General features: G+C 62.4%; 28 protein-coding genes. 18 read left to right on the forward strand and 10 right to left on the reverse strand.

Going from position 1 to position 22,722, the window contains the following annotated elements:
* Positions 1 to 3: 3 nt before the first annotated feature.
* The 10 genes from HMPREF2736_RS03060 (at position 4) to HMPREF2736_RS03105 (ending at position 6,178) form a co-directional block, all read left to right on the forward strand.
* Positions 4 to 381, forward strand: a complete 378-nt coding sequence (locus HMPREF2736_RS03060; RefSeq protein ID WP_070450698.1) for a hypothetical protein — start codon at positions 4 to 6, stop codon at positions 379 to 381.
* Between the two features lie 101 nt (positions 382 to 482).
* Positions 483 to 1,457: a hypothetical protein gene (locus HMPREF2736_RS03065; RefSeq protein WP_070828857.1), complete on the forward strand. Its 975-nt coding sequence runs from the start codon at positions 483 to 485 to the stop codon at positions 1,455 to 1,457.
* Between the two features lie 194 nt (positions 1,458 to 1,651).
* A complete protein-coding gene (gene rpsF / locus HMPREF2736_RS03070; RefSeq protein WP_070422055.1) occupies positions 1,652 to 1,948 on the forward strand; it encodes a 30S ribosomal protein S6 in 297 nt (98 codons plus the stop codon).
* A 52-nt stretch (positions 1,949 to 2,000) separates the two neighbouring features.
* Entirely contained in the window at positions 2,001 to 2,627 is a 627-nt protein-coding gene (locus tag HMPREF2736_RS03075; RefSeq protein WP_070422054.1) for a single-stranded DNA-binding protein, read from the forward strand.
* A 48-nt stretch (positions 2,628 to 2,675) separates the two neighbouring features.
* A complete protein-coding gene (rplI, locus tag HMPREF2736_RS03080; RefSeq protein WP_070422053.1) occupies positions 2,676 to 3,128 on the forward strand; it encodes a 50S ribosomal protein L9 in 453 nt (150 codons plus the stop codon).
* 135 nt (positions 3,129 to 3,263) lie between these two features.
* Positions 3,264 to 4,028 carry a chymotrypsin family serine protease gene (locus HMPREF2736_RS03085; RefSeq protein ID WP_070828858.1) on the forward strand — a complete coding sequence of 255 codons (765 nt, stop codon included), beginning with the start codon at positions 3,264 to 3,266 and terminating at the stop codon, positions 4,026 to 4,028.
* A 69-nt stretch (positions 4,029 to 4,097) separates the two neighbouring features.
* Complete coding sequence (locus HMPREF2736_RS03090; protein ID WP_141739352.1) at positions 4,098 to 4,406, forward strand: antitoxin; 309 nt, start codon at positions 4,098 to 4,100, stop codon at positions 4,404 to 4,406.
* 8 nt (positions 4,407 to 4,414) lie between these two features.
* Complete coding sequence (locus tag HMPREF2736_RS12855) at positions 4,415 to 4,813, forward strand: type II toxin-antitoxin system VapC family toxin (protein WP_070450728.1); 399 nt, start codon at positions 4,415 to 4,417, stop codon at positions 4,811 to 4,813.
* 4 nt (positions 4,814 to 4,817) lie between these two features.
* Positions 4,818 to 5,504 (forward strand): AAA family ATPase, encoded by a 687-nt coding sequence (locus HMPREF2736_RS03100; RefSeq protein ID WP_070828859.1) that lies wholly within the window; start codon positions 4,818 to 4,820, stop codon positions 5,502 to 5,504.
* Positions 5,501 to 6,178 (forward strand): AAA family ATPase, encoded by a 678-nt coding sequence (locus HMPREF2736_RS03105; protein ID WP_083322961.1) that lies wholly within the window; start codon positions 5,501 to 5,503, stop codon positions 6,176 to 6,178. The genes HMPREF2736_RS03100 and HMPREF2736_RS03105 overlap by 4 nt, the downstream gene beginning before the upstream one ends.
* Here HMPREF2736_RS03105 and HMPREF2736_RS12765 read toward each other — a convergent pair.
* Positions 6,175 to 6,297, reverse strand: a complete 123-nt coding sequence (locus HMPREF2736_RS12765) for a hypothetical protein (RefSeq protein ID WP_256365573.1) — start codon at positions 6,295 to 6,297, stop codon at positions 6,175 to 6,177. The two genes, HMPREF2736_RS03105 and HMPREF2736_RS12765, sit on opposite strands and share 4 nt — an antisense overlap.
* Positions 6,298 to 6,360: 63 nt before the next feature.
* On the opposite strand from HMPREF2736_RS12765, the gene HMPREF2736_RS03110 reads away from it, so the two are divergent.
* Complete coding sequence (locus HMPREF2736_RS03110) at positions 6,361 to 8,421, forward strand: RecQ family ATP-dependent DNA helicase (protein ID WP_070828860.1); 2,061 nt, start codon at positions 6,361 to 6,363, stop codon at positions 8,419 to 8,421.
* Here HMPREF2736_RS03110 and HMPREF2736_RS03115 read toward each other — a convergent pair.
* A complete protein-coding gene (locus tag HMPREF2736_RS03115) occupies positions 8,392 to 8,808 on the reverse strand; it encodes a hypothetical protein (protein ID WP_070828861.1) in 417 nt (138 codons plus the stop codon). The genes HMPREF2736_RS03110 and HMPREF2736_RS03115 overlap by 30 nt on opposite strands.
* Positions 8,809 to 9,200: 392 nt before the next feature.
* On the opposite strand from HMPREF2736_RS03115, the gene dnaB reads away from it, so the two are divergent.
* A complete protein-coding gene (gene dnaB, locus HMPREF2736_RS03120; RefSeq protein ID WP_070450684.1) occupies positions 9,201 to 10,727 on the forward strand; it encodes a replicative DNA helicase in 1,527 nt (508 codons plus the stop codon).
* Here the strand turns inward: dnaB and HMPREF2736_RS03125 are convergent, their stop codons facing one another.
* The 3 genes from HMPREF2736_RS03125 to HMPREF2736_RS03135 are packed head-to-tail and all read right to left on the reverse strand — an operon-like array spanning position 10,728 to position 13,326.
* Positions 10,728 to 11,318 carry a hypothetical protein gene (locus HMPREF2736_RS03125; RefSeq protein ID WP_070484986.1) on the reverse strand — a complete coding sequence of 197 codons (591 nt, stop codon included), beginning with the start codon at positions 11,316 to 11,318 and terminating at the stop codon, positions 10,728 to 10,730.
* 54 nt (positions 11,319 to 11,372) lie between these two features.
* The gene (locus tag HMPREF2736_RS03130; protein ID WP_070484985.1) at positions 11,373 to 12,686 is read right to left on the reverse strand and encodes an MFS transporter; all 1,314 of its coding nucleotides are present in this window, start codon (positions 12,684 to 12,686) and stop codon (positions 11,373 to 11,375) included.
* A gap of 40 nt (positions 12,687 to 12,726) precedes the next feature.
* Positions 12,727 to 13,326, reverse strand: coding sequence for a TetR/AcrR family transcriptional regulator (locus HMPREF2736_RS03135; protein ID WP_168167613.1), 600 nt, complete (start codon positions 13,324 to 13,326; stop codon positions 12,727 to 12,729).
* A gap of 77 nt (positions 13,327 to 13,403) precedes the next feature.
* On the opposite strand from HMPREF2736_RS03135, the gene HMPREF2736_RS03140 reads away from it, so the two are divergent.
* Positions 13,404 to 14,360 (forward strand): hypothetical protein, encoded by a 957-nt coding sequence (locus HMPREF2736_RS03140; protein WP_070828863.1) that lies wholly within the window; start codon positions 13,404 to 13,406, stop codon positions 14,358 to 14,360.
* Positions 14,361 to 14,367: 7 nt separating this feature from the next.
* On the opposite strand, the gene HMPREF2736_RS03145 is transcribed toward HMPREF2736_RS03140, so the two are convergent.
* The 3 genes from HMPREF2736_RS03145 to HMPREF2736_RS03155 are packed head-to-tail and all read right to left on the reverse strand — an operon-like array spanning position 14,368 to position 17,028.
* Positions 14,368 to 16,563 carry a heavy metal translocating P-type ATPase gene (locus tag HMPREF2736_RS03145; protein WP_070828864.1) on the reverse strand — a complete coding sequence of 732 codons (2,196 nt, stop codon included), beginning with the start codon at positions 16,561 to 16,563 and terminating at the stop codon, positions 14,368 to 14,370.
* Between the two features lie 35 nt (positions 16,564 to 16,598).
* On the reverse strand, positions 16,599 to 16,799 hold the full coding sequence (locus tag HMPREF2736_RS03150) for a heavy-metal-associated domain-containing protein (RefSeq protein WP_070422040.1): 201 nt from the start codon (positions 16,797 to 16,799) through the stop codon (positions 16,599 to 16,601).
* Between the two features lie 28 nt (positions 16,800 to 16,827).
* Positions 16,828 to 17,028 (reverse strand): hypothetical protein, encoded by a 201-nt coding sequence (locus HMPREF2736_RS03155; protein WP_070422039.1) that lies wholly within the window; start codon positions 17,026 to 17,028, stop codon positions 16,828 to 16,830.
* Positions 17,029 to 17,144: 116 nt separating this feature from the next.
* Between HMPREF2736_RS03155 and trxA the strand changes: the two genes are divergently transcribed.
* Together trxA and HMPREF2736_RS03165 are read left to right on the forward strand one after the other, a co-directional pair.
* Positions 17,145 to 17,516 carry a thioredoxin gene (trxA, locus tag HMPREF2736_RS03160; protein ID WP_070828865.1) on the forward strand — a complete coding sequence of 124 codons (372 nt, stop codon included), beginning with the start codon at positions 17,145 to 17,147 and terminating at the stop codon, positions 17,514 to 17,516.
* Between the two features lie 100 nt (positions 17,517 to 17,616).
* On the forward strand, positions 17,617 to 18,555 hold the full coding sequence (locus tag HMPREF2736_RS03165; protein ID WP_070828866.1) for a PspA/IM30 family protein: 939 nt from the start codon (positions 17,617 to 17,619) through the stop codon (positions 18,553 to 18,555).
* A 356-nt stretch (positions 18,556 to 18,911) separates the two neighbouring features.
* On the opposite strand, the gene HMPREF2736_RS12610 is transcribed toward HMPREF2736_RS03165, so the two are convergent.
* Positions 18,912 to 19,232, reverse strand: coding sequence for a hypothetical protein (locus HMPREF2736_RS12610; RefSeq protein WP_371326402.1), 321 nt, complete (start codon positions 19,230 to 19,232; stop codon positions 18,912 to 18,914).
* The gene (locus HMPREF2736_RS03170) at positions 19,232 to 20,356 is read right to left on the reverse strand and encodes an NYN domain-containing protein (protein ID WP_246822044.1); all 1,125 of its coding nucleotides are present in this window, start codon (positions 20,354 to 20,356) and stop codon (positions 19,232 to 19,234) included. The genes HMPREF2736_RS12610 and HMPREF2736_RS03170 overlap by 1 nt, the downstream gene beginning before the upstream one ends.
* A 172-nt stretch (positions 20,357 to 20,528) precedes the next feature.
* Here HMPREF2736_RS03170 and HMPREF2736_RS03175 point away from each other — a divergent pair, with 172 nt between their 5' ends.
* The 3 genes from HMPREF2736_RS03175 to HMPREF2736_RS03185 are packed head-to-tail and all read left to right on the forward strand — an operon-like array spanning position 20,529 to position 22,656.
* Positions 20,529 to 20,903 carry a GntR family transcriptional regulator gene (locus HMPREF2736_RS03175; RefSeq protein ID WP_070422035.1) on the forward strand — a complete coding sequence of 125 codons (375 nt, stop codon included), beginning with the start codon at positions 20,529 to 20,531 and terminating at the stop codon, positions 20,901 to 20,903.
* A complete protein-coding gene (locus HMPREF2736_RS03180; RefSeq protein ID WP_070828867.1) occupies positions 20,900 to 21,658 on the forward strand; it encodes an ATP-binding cassette domain-containing protein in 759 nt (252 codons plus the stop codon). Before HMPREF2736_RS03175 ends, HMPREF2736_RS03180 begins: the two co-directional genes overlap by 4 nt.
* Complete coding sequence (locus HMPREF2736_RS03185) at positions 21,658 to 22,656, forward strand: hypothetical protein (protein WP_070828868.1); 999 nt, start codon at positions 21,658 to 21,660, stop codon at positions 22,654 to 22,656. The genes HMPREF2736_RS03180 and HMPREF2736_RS03185 overlap by 1 nt, the downstream gene beginning before the upstream one ends.
* The last annotated feature ends 66 nt before the right edge of the window (positions 22,657 to 22,722 follow it).

The following is a 22,722-nucleotide window of genomic DNA, read 5'->3' on the forward strand; positions in this document are numbered from 1 at the left end:
GCCATGCTTACGAAGAAGATGGTTGCCCTGACAGTCGCCGCCACAGCAGGACTTGCCGTGGCGGCGTGTTCTGATTCTGGCGAGACTGCGCCCGAAACAGTCACTGAAACCGTCGCGCCCGAAACGGTGACGGAAACGTCGAACGCTGGAGCCGCTGTGTCCGAGGATCTCCCAGCCGCTGTGACCGGCTACTCGGACGAGGCGCGCAAGGATCTTGTCGACGAAAACGTGACCGAAGCCGAAGTCCAAGACGTCTTAAAGGCCGCCCAGGATGGCAAGGCCAAAGTGGAGTGGGACGATGACGGCTACTTCGAGGTGGAGTTCGGCGAAATCGACATTGATATCGATAAGGACGGCCTCGTTTTAGACGTCGACCGCTAAGACCGAAGATTTTCGCGTTTTGCTGCGGGTTCTGCTCGGTGAAAATATCCTGAAAGCACCGTGTCCGATACCGGACTGCTGTTGCTAAAAAGGAGCCCGCGTTGAACCGTCGAATTCTTACCCTGCCGCTCGCCGTATCGCTGGTCGCGGGCGGCCTTGCCCCAGCTGCAGTCGCCGCTACAGTCGGGCCGAATGAAGGGCCCATGGTGTTGGCGGCGAACGGGATCTGCATGTTAAAGCTGAACGACCGGGAAGCGGCAACCTACAGCGCCTGGGCCAACGTCAGCACACAAGAGGTGTACGCCAACGCTGCGGTGAAAGCATTTGAGGTGCTGTACCCCGGAACAGAGAACATCGTTCGGGAGTTCCGGGCAGAACCCTCGCTTGCAGAGCTTGTGGAGGCACAGAAGAATCTCGCGAGCAGGCTCGCAGACGCCAAAGAGGCTCAAAAGCGCACTGAGCAGCGGTACACGGAACGCCTCCAGCAGGTAGGTATGGAGCATGTGCTGGCACAACACCTCACCGAGGAACTTACAAAGGTCGAGGTGTGGGCGGTAAAGCCGAGCATCAAACAGGGCAGCATCTCGGAGCGGCCGGTCAGCGCACTTGGTGTTGAGGAGGCGAACCGTGTGCGGGGCAAGCGCGTGAACCGGCAGGACTTTGAAGACGTTGCCTGGAAGAGCTTCGTTGTGCAGGGCAACCTGTCCCAGTCCGATCTGAAGACTTTCCGGAAAACGTTCTTGGCCGCCGACGATGTCCAACTCGCCATCGGGGGAACGATGGCGTACCTCGAAGTGGATATGAACGCGCGGGTTGCCTGCGCAGACGGCGGCAACCGAGAGGTGAAGTACCCGACCAGCATTGACGAGGTTCGTAATTGGAACATCGACTCGCTGCGCGGTGAGGCGGGCTTGAGCAGTTTGAGTTCTCAGGGTGAGGTTGAGGTATCCCCGCTCGCGATCGTGGGCCTTGTGGTCGGAGTTCTCGCAGCTTTGGGTATTGCGGTTGCGGCGGTCGGGCCGTCGTTGGGCATCCCGCTGCCGGCTCTGCCGAAGTTGCCGGGGTTGCCGTTCTAACGCCAGCCGTTGGTGCCTGCCAACGATTGGTTGCCGGCCAATTGTCCGCAATGCGGAGTCTTTCATGTCATCCCCGCGGCCAGGGTTTTGAGCAGTGCAAACCGTGGGGTAGTCTGTTCAGGTTGCTTGACGCAACGACCCTCCTGCCATGACCACAAGGGTTATGGCCGAACAGACTAAGACCATAGGAGGTGATGAGGTCCGTGCGTCACTACGAAGTAATGATCATCCTCGATCCGCAGCAGGATGAGCGCACCGTTGCCCCGTCCCTGGATAAGTTCCTGGAGACTGTCCGCAAGGACAACGGCAAGGTGGAGAACGTTGATGTGTGGGGCAAGAAGCGTCTTGCTTACCCGATCAACAAGAAGGAAGAGGGCATCTACGCCGTTGTGAACCTCGACTGCGAGGCTGACACGGTCAAGGAGCTCGACCGTCTGCTGAACCTGAACGACAACGTTCTTCGTACCAAGGTTCTGCGTACCGATAAGTAAGACCGGTAGGCTCTACAACCACACGATCAGCAGGTAGGAAGGTTCACGAAACATGGCTCAAGGCGATACCCCGATTACCGTTGTCGGCAACTTGGTTGCTGACCCGGAACTGCGTTTCATCCCGAGCGGTGCCGCGGTTGCGAACTTCCGCATCGCGTCCACCCCACGTACGTATAACCGGGAGACGAACCAGTTCGAGGATGGCGAAGCACTGTTTCTGACCTGTAACTGCTGGCGCCAGATGGCCGAGAACGTCGCAGAGTCCCTGACCAAGGGCATGCGCGTTGTGGTCACCGGCAAGCTCAAGCAGCGTTCCTACCAAACTAAAGAGGGCGAAAACCGTACTGTGTTCGAGGTCGAGGTCGATGAGGTCGGCCCGTCCCTGAAGTACGCCACGGCTAACGTCAACCGCAACCCGCGTGAGGGCGGGCAGGGCGGCTACGGCGGCGGCCAGGGCAACCAGGGTGGCGGCTTCGGCGGCCAGAACCAGCAGCAGGGCGGCTTTAACCAGGGCGGTTTCGGCGGCGGCCAAGGTAACCAGGGTGGCGGCTTCGGCGGCCAAACCCAGGGCCAGGGCCAAGGCGGCCAGAACCAGCCCCAGCAGCCTGCACATGATCCGTGGGGTTCCGCACCCGAGGCCGGTGGCTTCGGTGGCGCGGGCGATGAGCCACCGTTCTAAACGACAACCACACATCAAGCATTTTTCACCATAAGGAAGGTTAGGATTATGAAGCTGATCCTCACCGCTGCCGTCGAGAAGCTTGGCGAACCTGGCGAGGTCGTCGAGGTCAAGAACGGTTACGGACGCAACTTCCTGCTCCCGCGCGGCCTGGCTATCCCGGCTACCCGCGGCGCAGAGAAGCAGATTGAAGACATTAAGCGTGCTCAGGCTGAGCGCCAGGTCCGCGACCTGGATCACGCCAAGGAGCTGCGCGACCAGCTCGACCAGCTCACCGGCGTCAAGGTTGCCGTTCGCACTGCGAACAACGGCAAGCTCTTCGGCTCCGTGAAGGCTGCCGACATCGCCGACGCCGTCAAGGCTGCCGGCGGCCCGAACCTGGACAAGCGCCGCATCACCGTGCCTAAGGGCCTGGTGACCAAGACCGGTGGCTACCAGGTCAAGGTTAACCTCCACGACGACGTGGAGGGCAAGGTGAACTTCGAGGTCGTAAGCGCATAAGCACCGCTTGACGACGACTGCGCGTCAGAACAGCACGCAGCAGTCCAACGACAACAGCACTTGTAGCGCGGGTCCCACTTGTGAGGAGTGGGGCCCGCGCTTTTTGCATACCCAAAGTGTGGAAGAATCTTCGCCATGATCTCTTCCCGCCTGCGCCGGATGCGCAACACCGTTTTGTCCCTCACTGTCGCAGCAGCGGGCGTGCTTGGCATGGCAGCCACCCCAGCCCAAGCACTGGCCATGTATGCGGGCGACAGCATCCGTATCGAATACAGCGATGGGGAGAAGTATGGCTGCACGTTGAACTCCATCGCGTACCGGGACGGCGCGATGTACGGCGTGACCGCCGGTCACTGCCTCGCGCCGATCGGTGGGGCGCACGCGGTGCGGGTGCTGGCTGCGGATGCGCGCACCCCAGTAGCGAGCAACCTGCAGGATTCGGGTTTTGAGCTCGAGGGCGACAACACGCTCGGCGGCGAGTTGAAGGACGTTGCCTGGTTCCGCATGGACCGTCACGTCACCGATGCCCGCGCCATGCGCGGCGGCTTTATCGATATTCCGTTCATCGGTGCGCTGCATGGTCTGAGCCAGTTCGCGCAGTTCATCAACCCCACGCGGCGTGTGGCGGGGCGCGCGCCGGTGACCTCGGTACGCGAAGGTCAGATCGTGTGCAAGGACGGCGCACGCACGTCCCGTACCTGCGGCCCGGTGCTCAACGTGAACCCGCGCACCGGAGAGATCGCGGTGATGATCCTGTCGCTGCAGGGCGATTCGGGCTCCCCGCTGTACACCGTGAATCCGGACGGCAGCACCAACATCGTCGGGATCATCTCCGGCGCGGCCTACGGGATCCTCGTCGCGGCAGATGCCGCAACGCCACTGCCAGCAGGTCTGCGGTAAAAGAGGGTCTTGCTGGACACCGCGAATCTGTATATCGTTGCGGATATACATCGATCTGTGGAGGGTGTCATGGCAGAACCTATTCGAGAGGAACCGAATGTGAGCGGTCCGATCCGTACGACTGTTTTTAAATCTGGGAACAGCCAGGCAGTGCGAATCCCTGCAGCACTACGCATTGCATCTGGGGCTGTGTCCATTGAAGCCGTGCCGGAAGGGCTTCTTCTGAGGCCGGAGGAAGAGGATTTCGGACTTGTCGTCGCCAGGCTTCGTGAATTCCAGAAGGAACACAACCTCGAGCAGGGACTAATTGAGGAAATTGAAGACCTCCCACTCGACGAAGTGCCGAACCTCGATCATTCCCCTGATCACGGAGGATGAACGATTCGATGGGATATCTTCTTGACACGAATGTCTGGATCGACATTGAACGGGGAACTCAACCCCGGGTTGTCCAACGAGTAACTGAATGTGCGAGCTCAAAGCTATGGCTCTCTACTGTTGTTCTCGGTGAGATTGAAGCGGGTATTCAGCGGTCGGTAAATCCAGAGATCCTGCACCGGACGTACAGGGTACTGCTACACGGTAGACGCATATTGGGAGTCGATGAGGAATGTGCATCGATTTACGGACGGCTTCGGGCAGATCTTCTAGATAGAGGGCTACCGATTGGGGCTAACGATCTATGGATTGCGGCCCAAGCGATCCGACAAGACTTAGTCCTAGTCACCGCCAACGAGAAAGAGTTTTCACGGGTTGGCGGCTTGAAGATTGAGAACTGGCGGTAGCCCCATGTTTCTTACCCGTGTGCGCATTGATGCTCCTGTCCAGGGCTACGCGCGTGATCTGTCGGTGGTGCACTCCCTCCAGCAAACGCCGCTCGAGTTAGGCCAGGTCACGCTGTTGACCGGCGATAACGGTTCCGGAAAATCCACGCTCGTCGAGGCGATCGCCGTGGCCATGGGCGCCAACGCTGCTGGCGGTTCGCGCCACGCGCGCTTTACCGCCGCAGACCATTCGGCCCTGCACCGCTCGCTCACGCTGACGCGCCGCGAAAACCCCCGCGACGTCTACTTCCTGCGCGGCGAAACATACCTTGACCTTGCGGAATACCACGAGAGCCTGGGGCCCGCCGACCCGCTTGTAGGCCTCACCAGACGCAGCCACGGCCAGGGCATCATGGACCTGGCGCGCACCCGCTTCGGCCCGGACTCGCTAATTCTTCTCGACGAGCCCGAAGACGGCCTCTCCACCTTCTCCCAACTCGAACTCCTCGGCCTGCTGACGGTGCTAGCGCGGCGTGGGGCACAGGTGGTCGTCGCAACGCATTCGCCCGTGCTCCTCGCCATCCCAGACGCCCGCATCCTGCATGTTCCCGACCTTGAGCCCATGCTTTACGACGACTGCGAGCCCGTCACCGCCACCCGCGAATTCATCAACGACCCAGCCGGCACCGCCCGCTACCTGGTGGGGCCATGATGTTCATTCAACGCGTTGACGTCGACGCCCAAGCCGCACCGCCATGGGCTGTGGAAACCCCGGCCATCGCGCACGTCGCCGAGTTCGGTTTTGCCTTGAGGCGGCCAATCACGGTGATTACCGGCGGCAACGGGGTGGGCAAGTCCACGCTGTTGGAAGGCATGGCGCGTGCCTGGGGGTTCACGTTGGAAGGCGGCACGTGGGGTGTGGAAAAGGCGGGCGCCCACGACCCGCTGTACGGCGTGCTCACCCTGACCACCGGCCCGCGGGCGAAAGTCGGCTACTTCCTGCGCGGCGAAACACATACGCGCATCACCGAATTCGGCGGGCGCTCCCACGGCGAATCGGTCCTCGAACTGACATCGCGGCTGATCCCCAACGCGCTGTATCTTCTCGACGAGCCCGAGTCCGGCCTGTCCCCCGTCGCCCAAATGGCCCTGTTGGCGCAGTTGCATGCGTTGGGTGAGGTGGGGGCGCAGGTAGTCGTCGTCACGCATTCGCCCATCGTGGCGGCGATCCCGGGTGCGGAGATCATCGAGATCAGCGACGACGGGGTGGAGCGCAACCTTGCGGTGGAGGACACGCTGGCGTTTCGGGCGACGCGCGACTTCCTTGCGGACCCGCACGGCATCGCCGAGTTCATGGCGGACTGGGCAGAGGGGGAATTTGGTTAAGCGTCCTTGAGTCGCGCCATGAGGTTAGCGCGCTCGTTGAAAATACGATCGAGCTCAGCGTGCGTAAGTCGCCGTGTTTCCTCGTAGCTCGCGACTTCCGACTCGTCGAATGATTCCATGACGCTGATACTACTGTAGCTGCAGGCCAGGGCCGTGTCGTGGCGGTGTTATAGGGTTGCGCCATGACAGCGACGCGCACACAAGCAGACGAACTTCTCAAAGGCATTGCGGGTCCCGAGGCCATGCTTCGCGACGACCAGTGGACCGCCATCGACGCGTTGGTGAATCAGCGAAAACGCATGCTCGTCGTGCAGCGCACCGGTTGGGGTAAGTCGGCGGTGTACTTCATTGCGGCGAAGTTGCTGCGTGAGGAAGGGGCCGGGCCGTCGATTATTGTGTCGCCGCTGTTGGCGTTGATGCGTAACCAGGTGGAGTCGGCGGCGCGCGCAGGGATTCGCGCGGCGACGATCAACTCGGCGAACATGACCGAGTGGGACGAGATCCAGGCGCGCCTGAACGACTACGACCTGCTGCTGATCAGCCCGGAGCGCCTCAACGCGCCGGACTTTCGGGAGCAGGTGCTGCCGCAACTCGCGCGCTCCGCCGGGATGTTGGTGGTGGACGAGGCGCACTGTATTTCGGACTGGGGCCACGACTTCCGCCCCGATTATCGCCGTATTGCGGTGCTAATTAGCGACCTCCCGGAGGCCACCCCGGTCCTCGCCACGACAGCGACCGCGAACGACCGTGTGGTGGCTGACGTTGTGGCTCAACTCGGCGAGAACACCGGTGTGCTGCGTGGCGGGCTGGACCGCGAGTCGCTCGCGCTGAACGTGGTGCAGTTGCCGGACCCAACCCAGCGCGCGGCGTGGATCGCGCAGTACCTCGCCTATGTCAACGGCTCCGGCATCATCTATTGCCTGACCGTCGCCGCTGCGCACGACCTCGCCGAGGCACTCGAAAACGCTGGCTGGAACGTCGCCGCGTACACCGGACGCACCGAAGCGGAGGAGCGCGAACGCCTCGAGCGCGCCCTGATCGACAACGAACTCAAAGCGCTCGTGGCTACGTCCGCGCTGGGCATGGGCTTCGACAAACCGGACCTGGGCTTCGTTGTGCACTTGGGGGCGCCGTCGTCGCCAGTGAGTTACTACCAGCAGATCGGCCGCGCCGGGCGTGCCACCGACCACGCCGAGGTTGTGCTGCTGCCCGGCCCTGAGGACGAACGCGTGTGGGACTACTTTGCGTCCGTGTCCATGCCGGAGGAACACGTGGTGCATCAACTGCTGGGTGCGCTGAGCGAGGAACCGTTCTCCACACCTCGGCTGGAGAACTTCGTGGACCTCTCCCGTACGCGTATCGACCAGGCCCTGAAGGTTCTCGACGTCGACGGCGCCGTGCGTCGCGTGAAGGGCGGCTGGGTATCCACGGGTGCTGCCTGGAAGTATGACCACGAGCGCTACGGTGGGCTCGCCGAAGCGCGTAAGCGCGAACAGGACCTGATGCTGGCCTACGAAGCCACGGATGGGTGCCGTATGGCGTTTCTACGTCGTGAACTCGACGACCCCACTCTCGCGCCCGATGAGCGTTGCGGGCGCTGCGACAACTGCACCGGCAATCACCTGCCAGTGGACGTGGACGCTGCGTTGGCGCAGCGTATGGACGAACAACTGCGCACCCCCGGCGTCCAAATCACCCAACGCAAAATGTGGCCGACCGGCTCCGCGCGCCGCGGCAAGATCAAGGGCGTGCTGCAAGGCAAAGCGTTGGGGCGCCTTAACGACGTCGCCCGCGGTCCCGCCCTGGCAGAGCTGCTGCGGGCGAACACCTACCGGCCGCTGAGCAACTGGCGTGAGGATGCCTGGCTGGGCCGGTTCGTCGCCGTGCTCGCGGACTGGGCCTGGGAGGAACGCCCCACCACTGTCGTCGCTTTGGGCGATGCTGATCCGGCACGAAACGAGATGATCGTGGCTACCGCAGAAGCGCTGGCAAGGGTGGGGCAGATGCGGTTTGGTGGGGTCGTCGATACGCCATCGCGCGAGGTAGAAGCACGAAACTCGGCGTTTCGCGTCAACGGGCTTGACCGGTACTACGACTACACGGGCCTTGAGGTGGAGACAGGCCCCGTGCTGCTGCTGACCGGGGAGATGGATTCGGGCTGGTCGGTCACGGTTGCGGCGGCCGACATTGCGGAGCGGTACGGGGTGGAGGTGCTACCGCTGGCGTTTGCTTCGCGCGCGTGATGCGGACTCGGCGATAGCGGCGGCGAAGACAAGCACCGTGCCGACTGGGATGAGGAGCATGAACAAGTTGATGATCGGTAACGCCATGTCGGCCTGGTACTCCTCCCAATGCGCAACGGCCATCGAGCCCCAGCCGACGACGAGGCAGGCGGTTGCGAGCCACACCGTGACCAGTGCGCCTATTTTCTTGCGACCGCGCGCCGCGGCGGTGAACCACGTGGCACCACCGAGTGCGAGCAATGCGGTCACGGCCTCGAGAGTGCCGAAGGCCGCCGTGACGGTCCGAAATTCCCAACCGCCGCCGATCAGACGCAACAGGCTTATCCACGCCGCGGGAAACGCCACCATCGCGATGGCGTAGATCCAAAGAATGCCTCGTGTTTCCATGTATGCACTCTAACTGCGAGACAGGTGTCGCGTGGTGTGAAAGATGTGGATAAGTGTGGATCCAAAGTGCCTGGGCACGTGGCTGCAGGGTCGAAAAAGGGGTCCGAAACTGTTGAAATGTGCTTTGTCAAACCCCGTGGTGAGAAGTTATCCCCCGGCTACACCCGGGGTATGCGGTTTGGATGAATAGCGTGTGACCTGCGCGTTTGGGATAAGTTCCTGCGGTTTTGGTGTCGCTGTACACAAGTTCTCCACAAGCTGGGTGGATGACTTGTGAATAACTACCCGCACAATGTCGAAAGATTTCACAGCCCCTGTGGATAACTCGTTTAGTGGGTCTAGAAAATGTCGGAGGAGAGGGTAGTGTCATAGCCACAGTGAAAGGGGAAAACATGGGTGCGAACGACAGCTTCGACGACTACGTACCACCACCGGAGCCGGTAGCGGACTACGGCGACTTTGGGGACTTCGCCGACTTCGAACAAAACACTGGCGGCTCCAACCGCTTCGCCGGCGGCGATAACTTCGGCGGCAACGGCAAGGGTGGCCAGAAGCGCTACAACAAGTACGGCAACAACCGTGGTGACGTACAGCAGGAGTACCGCACCCCGCCCCACGACGAGCGCGCGGAGCGTTCCGTCCTCGGCGCAATGCTGCTCAACCCGGACGTGATCCTGGACGTGGCCGACGGGCTGCGGCCGGATGACTTTTACCACCCGGCGCACCAGCTTATCTACCAGGCGATTCTGGACCTGTTCTCCCAGGGAAGCTCCGTCGACGTGCTCATTGTCGCGGCACGCTTGGACCGTCTCAACGAACTGGAGCGCGTCGGTGGCGCCCCGTATCTGCACACGCTGATCTCTGAGGTGCCGACGTCGGCGAACGCCGGCTACTACGCGGAGATCGTCGAAGAGAAGTCGATCCTGCGCCAGCTGGTTAACGCCGGCACCCAGGTGGTCCAGTTGGGCTACGAGGGCGAAGAGGGCATGGAGATCGAAGCGCTCGTCGACCATGCGCAGCAGAAGGTGTTCTCCATTTCCCGCAATAACGTGGGCGAGGATTACCGTCCGCTCTCGGAATTGCTCAAGCCAACTATCGACGAGCTGACCATGATCGCATCCGGCGGCGCCCTCGAGGCCGGCGTGCCGACTGGGTTTATCGACCTAGACAAGCTCACCAACGGCCTTCACGCCGGCCAGATGATCATCATCGCAGCACGTCCTGGTGTGGGTAAGTCGACACTAGCGCTGGACTTCATGCGCTCCTGCTCGATCCACCAGGGCAAAACCAGCGTGATCTTCTCGCTGGAAATGAGTGCCTCCGAGATCATTATGCGCATGCTCTCCGCCGAGACGGAGATCAAGCTTTCCGCGATGCGTTCCGGCCAGATGGAGGAGCGCGACTGGGAGAAGCTGACCAAGCGCCTCACGGAGATCCAGGATGCGCCGCTATTTATCGACGACTCCCCGAACCTCACCATGATGGAGATTCGCTCCAAGGCCCGCCGCCTCAAGCAGCAGCACGGCCTGGACCTGGTTGTGGTGGACTACCTGCAGCTGATGAGCTCCGGCAAGCGCGTTGAGTCCCGCCAGCAGGAGGTCTCGGAGTTCTCCCGCCACCTGAAACTGTTGGCCAAGGAGCTCGAGGTGCCGGTCATTGCGATTTCGCAGCTCAACCGTGGCCCCGAAGCACGTACCGACAAGCGCCCGCAGTTGGCTGACCTGCGTGAGTCGGGCTCGCTGGAGCAGGACGCCGACATGGTGTTCCTGCTGTACCGCCCGGACTCACAGGATCGTGACGACGAGCGCGCCGGCGAAGCCGACATCATCGTGGCCAAGCACCGTGGCGGCCCGATTGACACCATCCCGGTGGCGCACCAGCTGCACTACTCGCGCTTTGTCAACATGGCCCACGGTTAGTTAGTTGTGTGGGTACTCCCCAACGATGTTGATGCGCGGGTGCCACGTTGTGGTCATCTCGAGCTCGTAGGTCATGTACGGGTCGTTGTCCGGGCCGTAGCAGCTCATCGTCTGCCCCGAAGATCCGACAGCGCAGCGCAGGTCATACGCACCGCCGGTGATGGGGCTGGGTACACCGGAGATATTCGTGAACGGCACCGACGTTACGTTTGGTTTGTTACTCCAGGCCCACGTGGCGTTAATCGCATGTGGGTAGGCCGCTGCCGCGAGGTCGCAGGAGGTGGTGTCGCCGACGGAAATCTTCGCGCCGTCGGGTGTCATGCCGCACTTGCCGCCGACCTGATCTTTGTACGCCGGGTCGAGTTCGAACGCTCCGGCTAGCGGGGCAGCGGGCTGCTCTGGTTCTGAAGCAGGTGCAGGTTCGGATTCCGGCTCGGTTTCAGGATTCGCCTCCGGCGCCGATTCAGGTGCGGGTGCGTCGACGACTTCGGTCGACGTGACCACGATGGTCTCCGGCTCGCCGGTCCCACCCGCGCAACCGGCGAGCAACAAGGCGGTCAGCAGAGACAAGGGGGCGAGTACGCGACGCATGGCAATCCTTAACACGGGAACGGGGGATGAGTGGGATGGTACGTGGTGTCGTCGCTAGGCAAGCGCAACTCCCTTTTGCTCCGGCAACGTAAACGCAGCGACGCACGCCAGCAGGAACGCTGCGGCAAACACGCCGAACACTGCGGTCGAGCCGCCGAACGCCAGCACCGGCGGGACCACGAGCGGGGCGAGGATCGAACCGATGCGGCCGAACGCGGCACCCGCGCCGGTGCCGGTCGCGCGGATCGCGGTGGGGTAGAGCTCCGGGCCGATCGCGTACAACGCGCCCCATGCGCCGAGATTGAAGAACGACAGCAGGCAGCCCGCGAGGATGATCTGCCACTCGGCACTCGCCATGCCGAAGCCGAACGCGGAGACCGCAGACCCTGCGAGGAACACGGACAGGGTCGTCCTGCGCCCCCAGACCTCGATGAGCCAGGCGGCAACCGCGTAGCCCGGCAACTGCGCAAGCGTGATAATCAGCGTGAACGTGAATGACCGCACGAGCGAGAAACCCTGCTCCACCAGCAGGGATGGGATCCAGATGAAGGCGCCGTAGTAGGACAGCGACACGCAGAACCAGACGGTCCAGAAGGCGGCGGTGCGTCGTCGCAAAGCAGCGCCCCAGATGCCACCTTGGATCGGCTCCTCCTGTGCAGGGACAGTGGTGTCGTAGTTGGCGGGGTCGGCCTCAGCCTCGAAGGAACGCACGATCTCCTCAGCCTCGTCGTGGCGGCCCTTGGATTCCAGGAAGCGCACCGATTCCGGCAGGCCCAGGCGCACCACGATCGCGTACAGGGCGGGTAGCGCGCCGATGGCGAAGCCCCAGCGCCAACCGGTCTCGCCATTAGCGACGACAAACGTGCCGATCACCGCCGCCAGAATCCAACCCACCGCCCAAAACGCTTCGAGCAGCACCACCATGCGCCCGCGCACCTTACGTGGAGAAAACTCGCTGACCAGTGTGGACGCAACGGGAAGTTCCGCGCCGAGGCCCAAGCCCACCAGGAAGCGGAACACGATCAGCGACGCGACCGACCACGCCAGCGCCGATGCGCCCGTGGCCAACCCGTAGAGCAGCAGCGTCGCGGCGAACACCTGGCGGCGTCCGATCTTGTCGGCGAGCAACCCGCCGAGCGACGCGCCGATCGCCATACCGATAAACCCAACCGACGCGATCCAACTCGTCGTGGTCTTGTCTAGATCCCAGTGGATGGCGAGTGCTGCGATGATGAACGACACCAAGCCGATGTCCATCGCGTCCAGCGCCCAGCCAATGCCGGAGCCGACAAGCAGGCGTTTGTGTTTCGGGGTGACAGGAAGGCGGTCGAGGCGCTCAGTGCGCGTGAGCTGTTGATCAGTGTTCATGCAGGGGGAGTTTAGGCCGTGGCCTGCGAAAACTCGGAACTTAATATTCAGCTGAGTGTGCCTGGGCCTCCAAGCCGTCGAGCAGTGTGTCGATCAACTTGTGTGTGAGCTTGTCTTGGCCCAGTAGGTCCGGTGCCTGAGCAGGTAGCGGTCGGCTCACAATGCCAAGCGATATGTGAAACTCCAACGGATCCAGGTTGGCCGGACACAGTTTGGCGCGCTTCGCCGGCGCGAGGAGGCCCCCGTAAATCTCCCGGAGCTCTGCAGCACGCTTATCGACGACCCCTTGGCGCTCCGGCCCCACCCCTGGATCCTGCATGGAGTCCATAAATATTGCCTGAGCGAGGGCGGCATGTTGAAGGTTGCCGATGGCATGGACGGTGCTGCGCCAAGCCTTACGCGTATCAACCGTGAACTCGACGGCATGGTCGTCGATGACTTGGGCGATGTCGTTAACGGCTTGGGCGCCGACGGCACCGAGAAGCTCGATGCGCTCAGGGAAGTGGCGCGTCACGGTTGCCACACCCACTTTGGCGGCCTTGGCGATGGTGCGCATGGACACACCCGGGCCTTCGTCGAGAAGCAATTGCCTGGCTGCGGTGACGATGGCGTATCGGTTGTCAGCGGCGTCCTGTCTCATGCCTGACACCATAGCAAACGGAACACTATGTTCGAACTATAGAAATAGAACACCGTGTTCCAGATAGGAGATTTGCAATGGTTAACGCATCGAAAACACAACGACCAGCCGTAGCAAAGGTGCTTGGAGCGAGCATCGGTATCCCAATCATCATCGGATTGATGCTGTTCGCGTTCCTCGCGCCAACGTTCGCATCCGGGCCAAAGGACGTGCCGATCGCCATCGCCGCGCCCGAACCAATGGCCAGCCAACTCGAACAAACAATGGGCGAAGACGGCCCAGACATCACCGTCTACGGCTCAGGCGAGGAGGTGCGCGATGCCGTCCTCAACCGCGACGCCGTCGGCGGGCTGAGCATCGCACCCACCGGCGCAACCGCCTACACCGCGGCCGGAAACGGCGCACCCTACGCGCAGATGATTGAGGGCATGGCCAGCAAGATGGAAGCACAGGGCGTAGAGGTCACCCGCGAAGAGCTGGCACCGACCTCTCAAGATGACCCGCAGGCAACCGGCCTTGCAGTCCTCGGCCTGCCGCTGGCGTTTGGCGGCATCATCTCCGCGGTGATCGCCACCTTCCTCTTCCGCGGCAACAAGTGGGCAAAACTCGCGGTACTGACCGGTATCGCCGCAGTTGGTTCGCTTGTGGTCACCTGGATGCTGCACTCCGCGTACGGCACCCTGACCGGCAACTTCGCACTTGAGTGGCTCGGCATCGGCTGCGGCATCCTGGCAACCTCCATGCTCACTGCAGGCCTCGCCGCGATCATCGGCATCCCAGGTGTGGGCATCGGCGCAATCCTGACCATCTTCCTGGCCAATCCGCTCTCAGGACTGGCAACTGGGCCGTGGCTGCTGCCCGCCGGGTGGTCGACACTGGGCCAGTGGATGCCAGTCGGCGCCACCGGTCACCTGATCCGCTCCGTCTCCTTCTTCGACGGGCTCGGCGCCGGAGCCAGCTGGTGGGTGCTTGCCATCTGGATCGCGGTTGGCTTCGTCCTGCTCATGCTGGATCGCAGCAGCGCAAGAAACTAACGCTCACCTACGCCGACTTGAACGCCCGGAGGCGCAGCGAGTTGGACACCACAAATACCGACGAGAAGGCCATCGCAATACCGGCAAGCATCGGGTCGAGTAGCCCCAGCGCAGCCACCGGGATGAGCAACACGTTGTAGGCGAACGCCCAGAACAGGTTGCCCTTGATGGTCTTCAACGTTTTGCGCGACAGGCGGATGGCGTCCACGGCGGAACGTAGCGACGAATGCATCAACGTAATGTCCGACGCCTCAATGGCCACGTCGGTGCCAGCTCCCATCGCCATACCAAGGTCTGCCTGGGCGAGGGCGGCGGCGTCGTTGACACCGTCGCCGATCATGGCCACCCGGTGGCCCGACTCCTGCAGCCGCTTGACCACGTTGACCTTGTCCTCCGGTAGCACGCCGGAGGTGACGTTGGCGGGGTCGATCCCAACCTCAGCCGCTACAGCCTCCGCCGCGCCCTGGTTGTCGCCGGTGAGCAGGTGCGGGGTCATCCCCAGGTCTCGCAGGCGTGCGACGGCATCGCGCGAGTCCTCCTTTACGGTGTCTCGCACAGCAATCACACCGGCCACAACCCCGTCGACCTCCACGGCAACGGCGGTCGCGCCACGCTGCTCGGCCTCAGTGAACGCATCCGCCAGGGCACCAAGGTCCCCGGTGGGGCGGCCGACGCGGACAAGGCGGTCGTCGATACGCGCGGAAGCGCCCTGGCCTGGAAGATTCTCAAAGCCGGTCGCTTCGGGGACATCGTCGGCGGCCTCAACAATCGCCTGTGCGATCGGGTGCTCGGAGCCAGCCTCCACACCGGCAGCCAGGCGCAGCACCTCCTCGGTTTCGTAGCCCGGACCAGGCAGCACCTCGGCCACACCCATCTGGCCGGTAGTCACCGTGCCGGTCTTATCCATCACCACCGTGTCCACCTGGCGAGTCGATTCGAGCACCTCCGGGCCCTTAATCAACAACCCCATCTGGGCGCCACGGCCGGTACCCACCAAGATCGCCGTCGGCGTGGCCAGGCCCAGCGCGCACGGGCACGCGATGATCAGCACCGCCACCGCAGCCGTGAACGCGTCCTCCACCGCATGGCCAACCAACAGGTGTCCCACCAGCGTGATCAGGGAAATCACAACAACCGTCGGCACAAACACCTGAGAGATCCGGTCCACGAGGCGCTCCACCGGCGCCTTGCCAGCCTGCGCGTCCTTGACCAGCTGCCCCATCTGCGCCAGCGTCGTCTCCGACCCAACGCGGGTGGCCTCCACCACCAGTCGCCCCGACGTGTTCAGGGTCGCGCCGGTGACCATCGAGCCCTCGCCGACCTCCACCGGGACGGACTCGCCGGTCAGCATGGATTCGTCGATAGCTGAATGCCCCGAGATCACACGCCCATCCGTGGCCACCTTCTCACCAGGGCGAACCACGAAACGATCCCCCACAACTACCTGCGAGATCGGCACCCGGACCTCTTTATCCCCGCGGATCACCGCCGCGTCCTTGGCGCCCATGCTCAGCAGTTCGCGCAGCGCTTCCGAGGACTGCCCTTTCGCGCGCGTCTCAAACCACCTACCCAAGAGCAGGAACGTGATCACGACACACGCGGTCTCCAGGTACACCGGCTCACCAGGGCCACCAACAAACAGCGCCCAAATCGACCACAGGTACGCCGCCGACGTACCCAGCGTGATCAGCGTGTCCATCGTCATCGCGCCGTGCTTCAGATTCACCCACGTCGCACGGTGGAACACACTGCCCGCGGAGAAAAACACCAGCGTCGTGGCCGCCAGCGCCGCAAACTCCCAATTCGGAAACTGCAGCCCGTGGATCATGCTCACCAGCATCACTGGCAGCGACACCAGCGCCGCCCAAATCGTCGTGCGCTTCAACTGCTCCGCTTCATTGTCGCGCGCCTCATCGAGAGCATTGCTTGTCGACGACCCCCCGTCCCCTCCAGTTTCCCCACCGTTTTCGTCACCCATTTCAAAGGCGTCGTAGCCGGCGGCGCGGACTTCGTCGATAAGCAACTGCGTCGACGTCGACGACGGATCAAACGAAACAGTCGCAGTCTCCGTGGAGTAATTTACCGACGCATCCACGCCGTCGAGCTTGTTTAACTTGCGCTGAATACGCGAAGAGCACGACGAACAGGTCATCCCTGTTACGCCGAGCTCGATCTGTTGTAGTGCCACAGGGGTATGAGTCATGCCCCCCACCATACATCCGTGGCAAAATCCCCCGATTAAGCCAGCTTGTAGCCCGCTTCCTCAACAGCAGCAGCAATATCCGCGTCGGAGTAGCCCTCGCCCTCCACGACAACATTGCCGGATTTGTGGTCAGCCTTCACGCCGGTGACGCCAGCGATCTCGCCAACCTCCTCCTGCACACTCAACTCACAATGCCCGCAGGTCATGCCATCAACCTGGAACGTACGCTCAGCCATCACAGCCTCCTCATGCAGTTTCAAACGGTTACAAATGTAAATCGTAGCCCGCGTTCACCGCCGCCAGCCGGACATCCTCATCGGTGAACAAGAACCCGACAACCGTCAGGACCCCATCCTCCATATTGATGTCCACCTCATGCGCGCCCTCCACCATCGAAAGTTCATCTGCAAGTGAAGCAACAGCAACTTCATCATCAGGACCAGAAATCTTGTAGGTCTTGGTCATGACTGGTGAGCGCCTCCTTAAAGCGGCCCAACACGGGTTGGAATACGACAAAACTCATCGCGTTGTACTTTGCACAACGTCCAAGAGGATAACCTAACGCAATAAGGAGCGAAACGTTGAGCACCGTTGATGTAACTGAGGACACGTTTGAGCAAACCGTCACAAAGGACGGCATCGTCTTTGTCGACGCATGGGCCTCCTGGTGCGGCCCCTGCCGCCAGTTCGCCCCCACCTTTGAAAAGGCATCCGAGACTCACACCGATGTGACGTTTGCCAAACTCGACACCGAGGCGAATCAGCAGCTCGCCGCCGCCCTGGAAATCCAGGCAATCCCGACACTTATGGCTTTCCGCGACGGCATCATGATCTGGCAGCAGGCAGGCGCCCTTCCGCCAGCCGCCTTCGAAGACGTGATTAGCCAGGTCAAGGACCTCGATATGGACGAGGTTCGCCGTCAGATCGCAGCCCAAAACACCGAGGAAAACTAGACCTCACCACCCAAGCGCCCGCCTGCCGGGCGCTTTTTTCATGCGTACACTTGCCTAACGACGACGCACCCAAACCGACAAACACCGAAAGGACCCAACCATGGCGAACCCGTTTACCAAGGGCTGGAAGTACCTTATGCAGTCTTTCGACACCAAAATCGACGAGAATGCCGACCCGAAGGTGCAAATCCAACAGGCCATCGCAGCCGCGAAGAAGCAGCACCAAGACATCACCCAGCAGGCCGCCAACATCATCGGCAACCGCAACCAGCTGCAGATGAAACTCGACCGTCTGATTAAGTCCCAGGACGACCTGCAGGCCAAGGCCCGCACCGCCCTCCAAGCAGCCGACAAGGCCACCGCCGCCGGCGACACCGAAAAGGCCCAACAGTTCAACTCCACCGCCGAGGTCATCGCCACCCAACTGGTGTCCGTCGAGCAGGAACTTGAGCAAACCAAGCAGTCCTACGCCTCCGCCGACCACGCCGCCAAGGAAGCACAGCAAAAGCAGAAGCAGTCCGAGGCCCGCCTGCAGGAGCAACTGGCCCAGGTTTCCCAACTCGAGTCCCAGCTCAACCAGGCCAAGATGCAGGAGCACACGGCCCGCACCATGGACACGATGAACCAGTTCAATACTGACGACGTGCCCACCCTCGACGGCGTACGCGACAAAATCGAACGGCGCTACGCCAACGCACTTGGCCAGCAGGAGTTGATGAAGGACTCCATGAACGATCGCATCGCCGAAATCGAGTCCGGCTCTTCCGATGCGGCCGCCTCCAACCGTCTCGCCGAGATCCGTGCCTCCATGGGCGGCGAGCTCGAAGCCGGTTCGGGTGCTTCTGCTTCCGCAGCCGACCGCCAGCTCGAAGCCGGCTCCGAGGGGGACGCTGCCGATTCTGCTGAGACTGCCGACACTGGCGTTGCCGAAGCGGCGGGCGCTGCCGACGACACCATCGCCGACGCCGAGGCCTACCTCCGCGACGCCGAGTCGGATGCTGACGCTAAGGCTGATGCCGACACTGACGCCGAGCGCTAGGCCTTTCCTGACACACTCCGCCGGAATCTGTCAGCCGTCGGCATCGCGCCTGGTCAGAAATCGCCCCTGACAGATTTCTCAAAATCTGTCAGGGGCGGCTGCGTAGCCGCAAAATAGTTCCCAGGTTCACGCTGAATCCGGGAACTATTTTGTCCGACCACGAGTGTCTAGAACTGCCGACCTGGGGAAATGTCGCGGCAAAGGTGCCGGAAACCGAAGAAAGTTCCCGCGCGGGGAACTATTTCGAGAAAGGGGGGCAGACGGGGAGGCGCCGGAAGCAGAAGAGAAGCGCAGGGCAACCAACGCAAAAACGGGGCCGCAAGGTGGTTGGCGGCCCCGGTGTCGTCGTAAAGCGACTAGTTGCGACGGATGTTGATCAGGACACCGCGGATGCCGGAGTGGAACCCGTCGCGAAGATTGACGCGCTGGGTTTCGCTCAGCGTGTACTCGTGGAGGGTTTCGCAGGCGAACTGCAGCAGTGGCCTGTCGATCTCCGGTGGCAGACCGCCACCCGACAGCAGATGTGCGCTGTCGCGCTGCTCCATGGTGGCGGCGTTTTCAAACCACCATGACGCGTACTGTTGTCCCACGTCGTAGGGGGTTTGGAAGCCGGCGGACGTCCACACCTCCTCCGGGAGCGGGACGTAGCGGGAGCGAAGCTTGCGGCGCGGCGCCATCATCGACGGCTTCGGTGCCGGCTTCGGTCCCTGCTGCGGCGCGGAATCCTCCGCCTTGGTTGAGTCGGCGGACGAGTCGGTATCCGAAGGGCTTGTCTTCGCGGCCGGCGTCGGCGCCGGAGTGGCAGCCGGGCGTTGTTCGCTGGAGACCTGCTTGTTGCCGGGTTTGTTGGACTCGTTGTTGGCCTCGACCTGTGCCTCGGAAGGCTCGTCGAGTTCCGGCTCGTCGGGTTCGTGCGTGCGCTGCTGGGCAACCGGAGCACGACAATGTCGGAAGGCTTCGGCGCTGCAGGTGCAGCAGACGAGGCAGGTGCAGCAGGCTTGGCTTCGGTGGTCTCGGCCTCAGAGGTCTTGGAGCCCTCCGCCGAACCCTGCGACGCATCAGCACCGGCATCAGCACCGGCACCCGAACCATCGCCAGCACCCGTCTTCTCTTCCTGTTTCTCTGCTTCGGCGTTGGCGCATTCGGCGCTGAGCGGCTCGGGGCCAAGGCCTGGGACGGAGGTCGGGCCGTCGGCTTCGTCGAGGGGTGCGGCGTCGTTAAGCGGGCGCTCCCGGATGGTCGGCGGCAGGGGGCCTTCGAGGACTTGCAGGCGCATGGCGTTGGAGAAGTCCTCGCGCGGGTCGAGAATGGTGGTGCTGTCGCATGCGTGGCGCAGTGCGGAGGACATGGAGTCCCACCCGAATCCGTAGAGGTGTACGCGGGTGCCGGTGCGGGTGACTTCTTCGACGCCGGGGATCATGTCTGCGTCGCCGGAGACGAGGACGAAGTCGGTGAATTTTTCGCTCAGGCCGTTGACCACGAGGTCGGCGACGAGGCGGGTGTCAACGCCTTTTTGGGTGCGTCGTTCGCCCCATTCGATGAGTTGGCCGGTGCGGAGTTGCACGCCGTCGCAGGTGCGCAGCGCGCGTTGGTAGCGGTGGGGCCCGGAGTCGGGGATGCCGTCGTACCAAAGTTGCCTATGGATGGGTTGATGGAGTTGGTCGGTGATCATGTTCCCGAGGGCGTTGACTACCTCGGGGAGATCGATTTCTAGTTGCGCTCTTGCGCCGATTTCCCACGAATTGTAAAAGCTCGCGAGCAGGTAAGACGTGTCGACGAACACCAGTGTGCGTTCAAGCATGGCTCCTAAATTCCGATTCTTTTCGTTGCTAAGTTGATTTTCACGGCCCATCTTGCCTGATTTTGCGCGGGTTCTCCATGTTCTTTTTCTGTTTTTTGGTTGCACTCCACCTGAACCCGTGTTAGTTAGTTGGTTACTCGAGTAACTAACCAATGAGGCGAATGGAGGCGTCGTGAATACTGATGCGGAGCCGTTATTCGTGCAGATCGCCAGTTTTGTGGAGGACCTCATCGTCGACGGTTCCCTGAAACCCGGCGATCAGGCCCCATCGACGAATCAGTTGGCGCAGTTCCACGAAATCAACCCCGCTACAGCGCGCAAGGGGCTGACGCTGCTTGTGAGCGACAACGTGTTGGAAAAGCGCCGCGGCCTCGGCATGTTCGTCACCGACGGCGCCCGCGAGCGCATCCTGGCCACTCGCCGCGAGGCGTTTGCGGGCCAGTACATCGCACCGCTTATCGACGAAGCCGTCCACCTCGGCTACTCCCGCGCCGACCTCCACGACCTCATTGACCGCGTCGCAGAAAGTAGAGGACTGTACCGATGACAATCCACACCGCTGGCCTCACGCATCGCTTCGGCAGCACGCACGTGCTCAACGGCGTCGACCTGGACCTCGGGCCCGGTATCCACGGCTTGCTCGGACGCAACGGCGTGGGTAAATCCACGCTGCTGCGCATCCTCGCCGGCCAGCTGAAACCCACCGACGGCACCGTTGAGGTGTTCGGGCAGCGCCCCTTCGACAACGCCCGGGTCATGGACAACACGTGCCTGACCGGTGTTGATACCGCCTACCCCGGCTGGTGGTCCGCTGCAGACGTGATCAAGGGAGCGCGCTTGCGCTTCCGCGGTTGGAACCAAACCATCGCGGACACACTCATCGCCGACTTCGCCTTGGATCCCGCCCTGGGCACCCGTTACGAGAAACTCTCGCGAGGCCAGCGCGCCATGGTTTCCATCGTCATCGGCCTCGCATCCGGCACGGAGCTTTTGCTTCTCGACGAGCCCTACGTCGGCCTCGACACCCACAACACCGACTTGTTCTACCGCCACCTGTTGGCGCAGGCGGACACGGGGCGCACGATCGTCATGGCCACACACCACATCGATGACGCCGCGAAGGTGCTGGACAGTGCGGTGATTCTGGGGCGTGATGGGGTCGTCGCAAAGCAATGTGTCCCGGAGGATGCGGACGCGTTCGCTGTTGCTGGCCCCGAGCTTGTTCCTCTCGACGACGCCCCGCGCCATGCCCGCGCCGCCAAGTTCGACGACCTCATCGAGCACGTGTTGGAGGTGTCGTAATGAACACCACGCTTCTCGGATTCTTTCGCCACCAGTTTGTCGCCTCGCCGCTGAAGCGGCTGCTGTGGATGGTGCCGTTGATCGCCGTCATGGCGTTTGGGCCGTTTGTGGTGGATAGTGCGCTTTCTGCCGCATTCCTCCCCAGCATGGTCACGGTGCTTGTACTTGTCGCGTTGCAGCAGGAGGAGACTGCCTATACCGCGTTCGGTGTGCCGCGCTCGCGCGCTGTGAAACTTGCGGCCTTTGGGGTGGTGCCGGCGGTGTTGTGCGGGGTTGGCGTGGCGCTGGCGGCGCGGCCCGACTGGGTTGGGCTGCTCGGCGCGCTCTTTGCGGTGGTCGCTGGCCTGCTGATAGGCACGCGCTACGTCGAGGCGACCAACGACGAGGATCGGCGCGCGGTGCGTGGCCGAATCGGCCGGGGAGGGTTCATCTTCGAGGTGATTTTCAAGCCACAACTGTTGTGGGCAGCAGGTATCGCGGTTGCGCATAGCCTTTTGCTCTACCTTGCCGGAGTGGTGAGCAGCGAGCCTCTCGCCCAGTTCCTCGTGAGCCTGCCAATCCTCGTCTGGGCCATGGTCTATTGCAGCAACGGCACAGGCATCCTCGGCGCAACGGCAATGACGAGTTTCGGCGTTCCCCGGCGCCGCTGGCTGGTCCTGTATTGGGGTGCCGCCCTGGCATCGGTTGCGCTCTATATGGCGGTGTTGCTGCTGGTCGCGCCAATCGGTCTGAGGGCGATTCTTGCTCTGGGGGCAGCGGGCCTCGCCAGTGCTGTGCTCGGCGCACCGCTGAAGGTGTGGCGCACAGACGTTGGTCTCATCCCTGCGATGTTCCTGTTCTTCGCGGTCAAAGACACATTGCTTATCGACGATCCCCACCCCGCCCAAGTCGCATACGCGCTGGCCATCGCGGGTTTGATGTTCTTGATCGGCCTGGTTTTGCAGGCGTTGTTCGTTTTTGGCGTGATTAACCCAAAACAAGGATTTAAAGACGTTTAGAAAACACGCTCTACGCTGGCGATTTGTGTTGTTGTTTGGGTGTGTGTAACTTAATCCCAGTCAGCG

This window comes from Corynebacterium sp. HMSC036E10, assembly GCF_001836265.1.
GTDB lineage: Bacteria > Actinomycetota > Actinomycetes > Mycobacteriales > Mycobacteriaceae > Corynebacterium > Corynebacterium coyleae.

Bases quoted from the DNA above. Each gene is read 5' to 3' on its own strand.
- HMPREF2736_RS03060 (WP_070450698.1), top strand. From the start codon at position 4: ATGCTTACGAAGAAGATGGTTGCCCTGACAGTCGCCGCCACAGCAGGA.
- rpsF (WP_070422055.1), top strand. From the start codon at position 1,652: ATGAGGTCCGTGCGTCACTACGAAGTAATGATCATCCTCGATCCGCAG.
- HMPREF2736_RS03075 (WP_070422054.1), top strand. From the start codon at position 2,001: ATGGCTCAAGGCGATACCCCGATTACCGTTGTCGGCAACTTGGTTGCT.
- rplI (WP_070422053.1), top strand. From the start codon at position 2,676: ATGAAGCTGATCCTCACCGCTGCCGTCGAGAAGCTTGGCGAACCTGGC.
- HMPREF2736_RS03085 (WP_070828858.1), top strand. From the start codon at position 3,264: ATGATCTCTTCCCGCCTGCGCCGGATGCGCAACACCGTTTTGTCCCTC.
- HMPREF2736_RS03090 (WP_141739352.1), top strand. From the start codon at position 4,098: ATGGCAGAACCTATTCGAGAGGAACCGAATGTGAGCGGTCCGATCCGT.
- HMPREF2736_RS12855 (WP_070450728.1), top strand. From the start codon at position 4,415: ATGGGATATCTTCTTGACACGAATGTCTGGATCGACATTGAACGGGGA.
- HMPREF2736_RS03100 (WP_070828859.1), top strand. From the start codon at position 4,818: ATGTTTCTTACCCGTGTGCGCATTGATGCTCCTGTCCAGGGCTACGCG.
- HMPREF2736_RS03105 (WP_083322961.1), top strand. From the start codon at position 5,501: ATGATGTTCATTCAACGCGTTGACGTCGACGCCCAAGCCGCACCGCCA.
- HMPREF2736_RS12765 (WP_256365573.1), bottom strand. From the start codon at position 6,297: ATGGAATCATTCGACGAGTCGGAAGTCGCGAGCTACGAGGAAACACGG.
- HMPREF2736_RS03110 (WP_070828860.1), top strand. From the start codon at position 6,361: ATGACAGCGACGCGCACACAAGCAGACGAACTTCTCAAAGGCATTGCG.
- HMPREF2736_RS03115 (WP_070828861.1), bottom strand. From the start codon at position 8,808: ATGGAAACACGAGGCATTCTTTGGATCTACGCCATCGCGATGGTGGCG.
- dnaB (WP_070450684.1), top strand. From the start codon at position 9,201: ATGGGTGCGAACGACAGCTTCGACGACTACGTACCACCACCGGAGCCG.
- HMPREF2736_RS03125 (WP_070484986.1), bottom strand. From the start codon at position 11,318: ATGCGTCGCGTACTCGCCCCCTTGTCTCTGCTGACCGCCTTGTTGCTC.
- HMPREF2736_RS03130 (WP_070484985.1), bottom strand. From the start codon at position 12,686: ATGAACACTGATCAACAGCTCACGCGCACTGAGCGCCTCGACCGCCTT.
- HMPREF2736_RS03135 (WP_168167613.1), bottom strand. From the start codon at position 13,326: ATGAGACAGGACGCCGCTGACAACCGATACGCCATCGTCACCGCAGCC.
- HMPREF2736_RS03140 (WP_070828863.1), top strand. From the start codon at position 13,404: ATGGTTAACGCATCGAAAACACAACGACCAGCCGTAGCAAAGGTGCTT.
- HMPREF2736_RS03145 (WP_070828864.1), bottom strand. From the start codon at position 16,563: ATGACTCATACCCCTGTGGCACTACAACAGATCGAGCTCGGCGTAACA.
- HMPREF2736_RS03150 (WP_070422040.1), bottom strand. From the start codon at position 16,799: ATGGCTGAGCGTACGTTCCAGGTTGATGGCATGACCTGCGGGCATTGT.
- HMPREF2736_RS03155 (WP_070422039.1), bottom strand. From the start codon at position 17,028: ATGACCAAGACCTACAAGATTTCTGGTCCTGATGATGAAGTTGCTGTT.
- HMPREF2736_RS03165 (WP_070828866.1), top strand. From the start codon at position 17,617: ATGGCGAACCCGTTTACCAAGGGCTGGAAGTACCTTATGCAGTCTTTC.
- HMPREF2736_RS12610 (WP_371326402.1), bottom strand. From the start codon at position 19,232: ATGGCGCCGCGCCGCAAGCTTCGCTCCCGCTACGTCCCGCTCCCGGAG.
- HMPREF2736_RS03170 (WP_246822044.1), bottom strand. From the start codon at position 20,356: ATGCTTGAACGCACACTGGTGTTCGTCGACACGTCTTACCTGCTCGCG.
- HMPREF2736_RS03180 (WP_070828867.1), top strand. From the start codon at position 20,900: ATGACAATCCACACCGCTGGCCTCACGCATCGCTTCGGCAGCACGCAC.
- HMPREF2736_RS03185 (WP_070828868.1), top strand. From the start codon at position 21,658: ATGAACACCACGCTTCTCGGATTCTTTCGCCACCAGTTTGTCGCCTCG.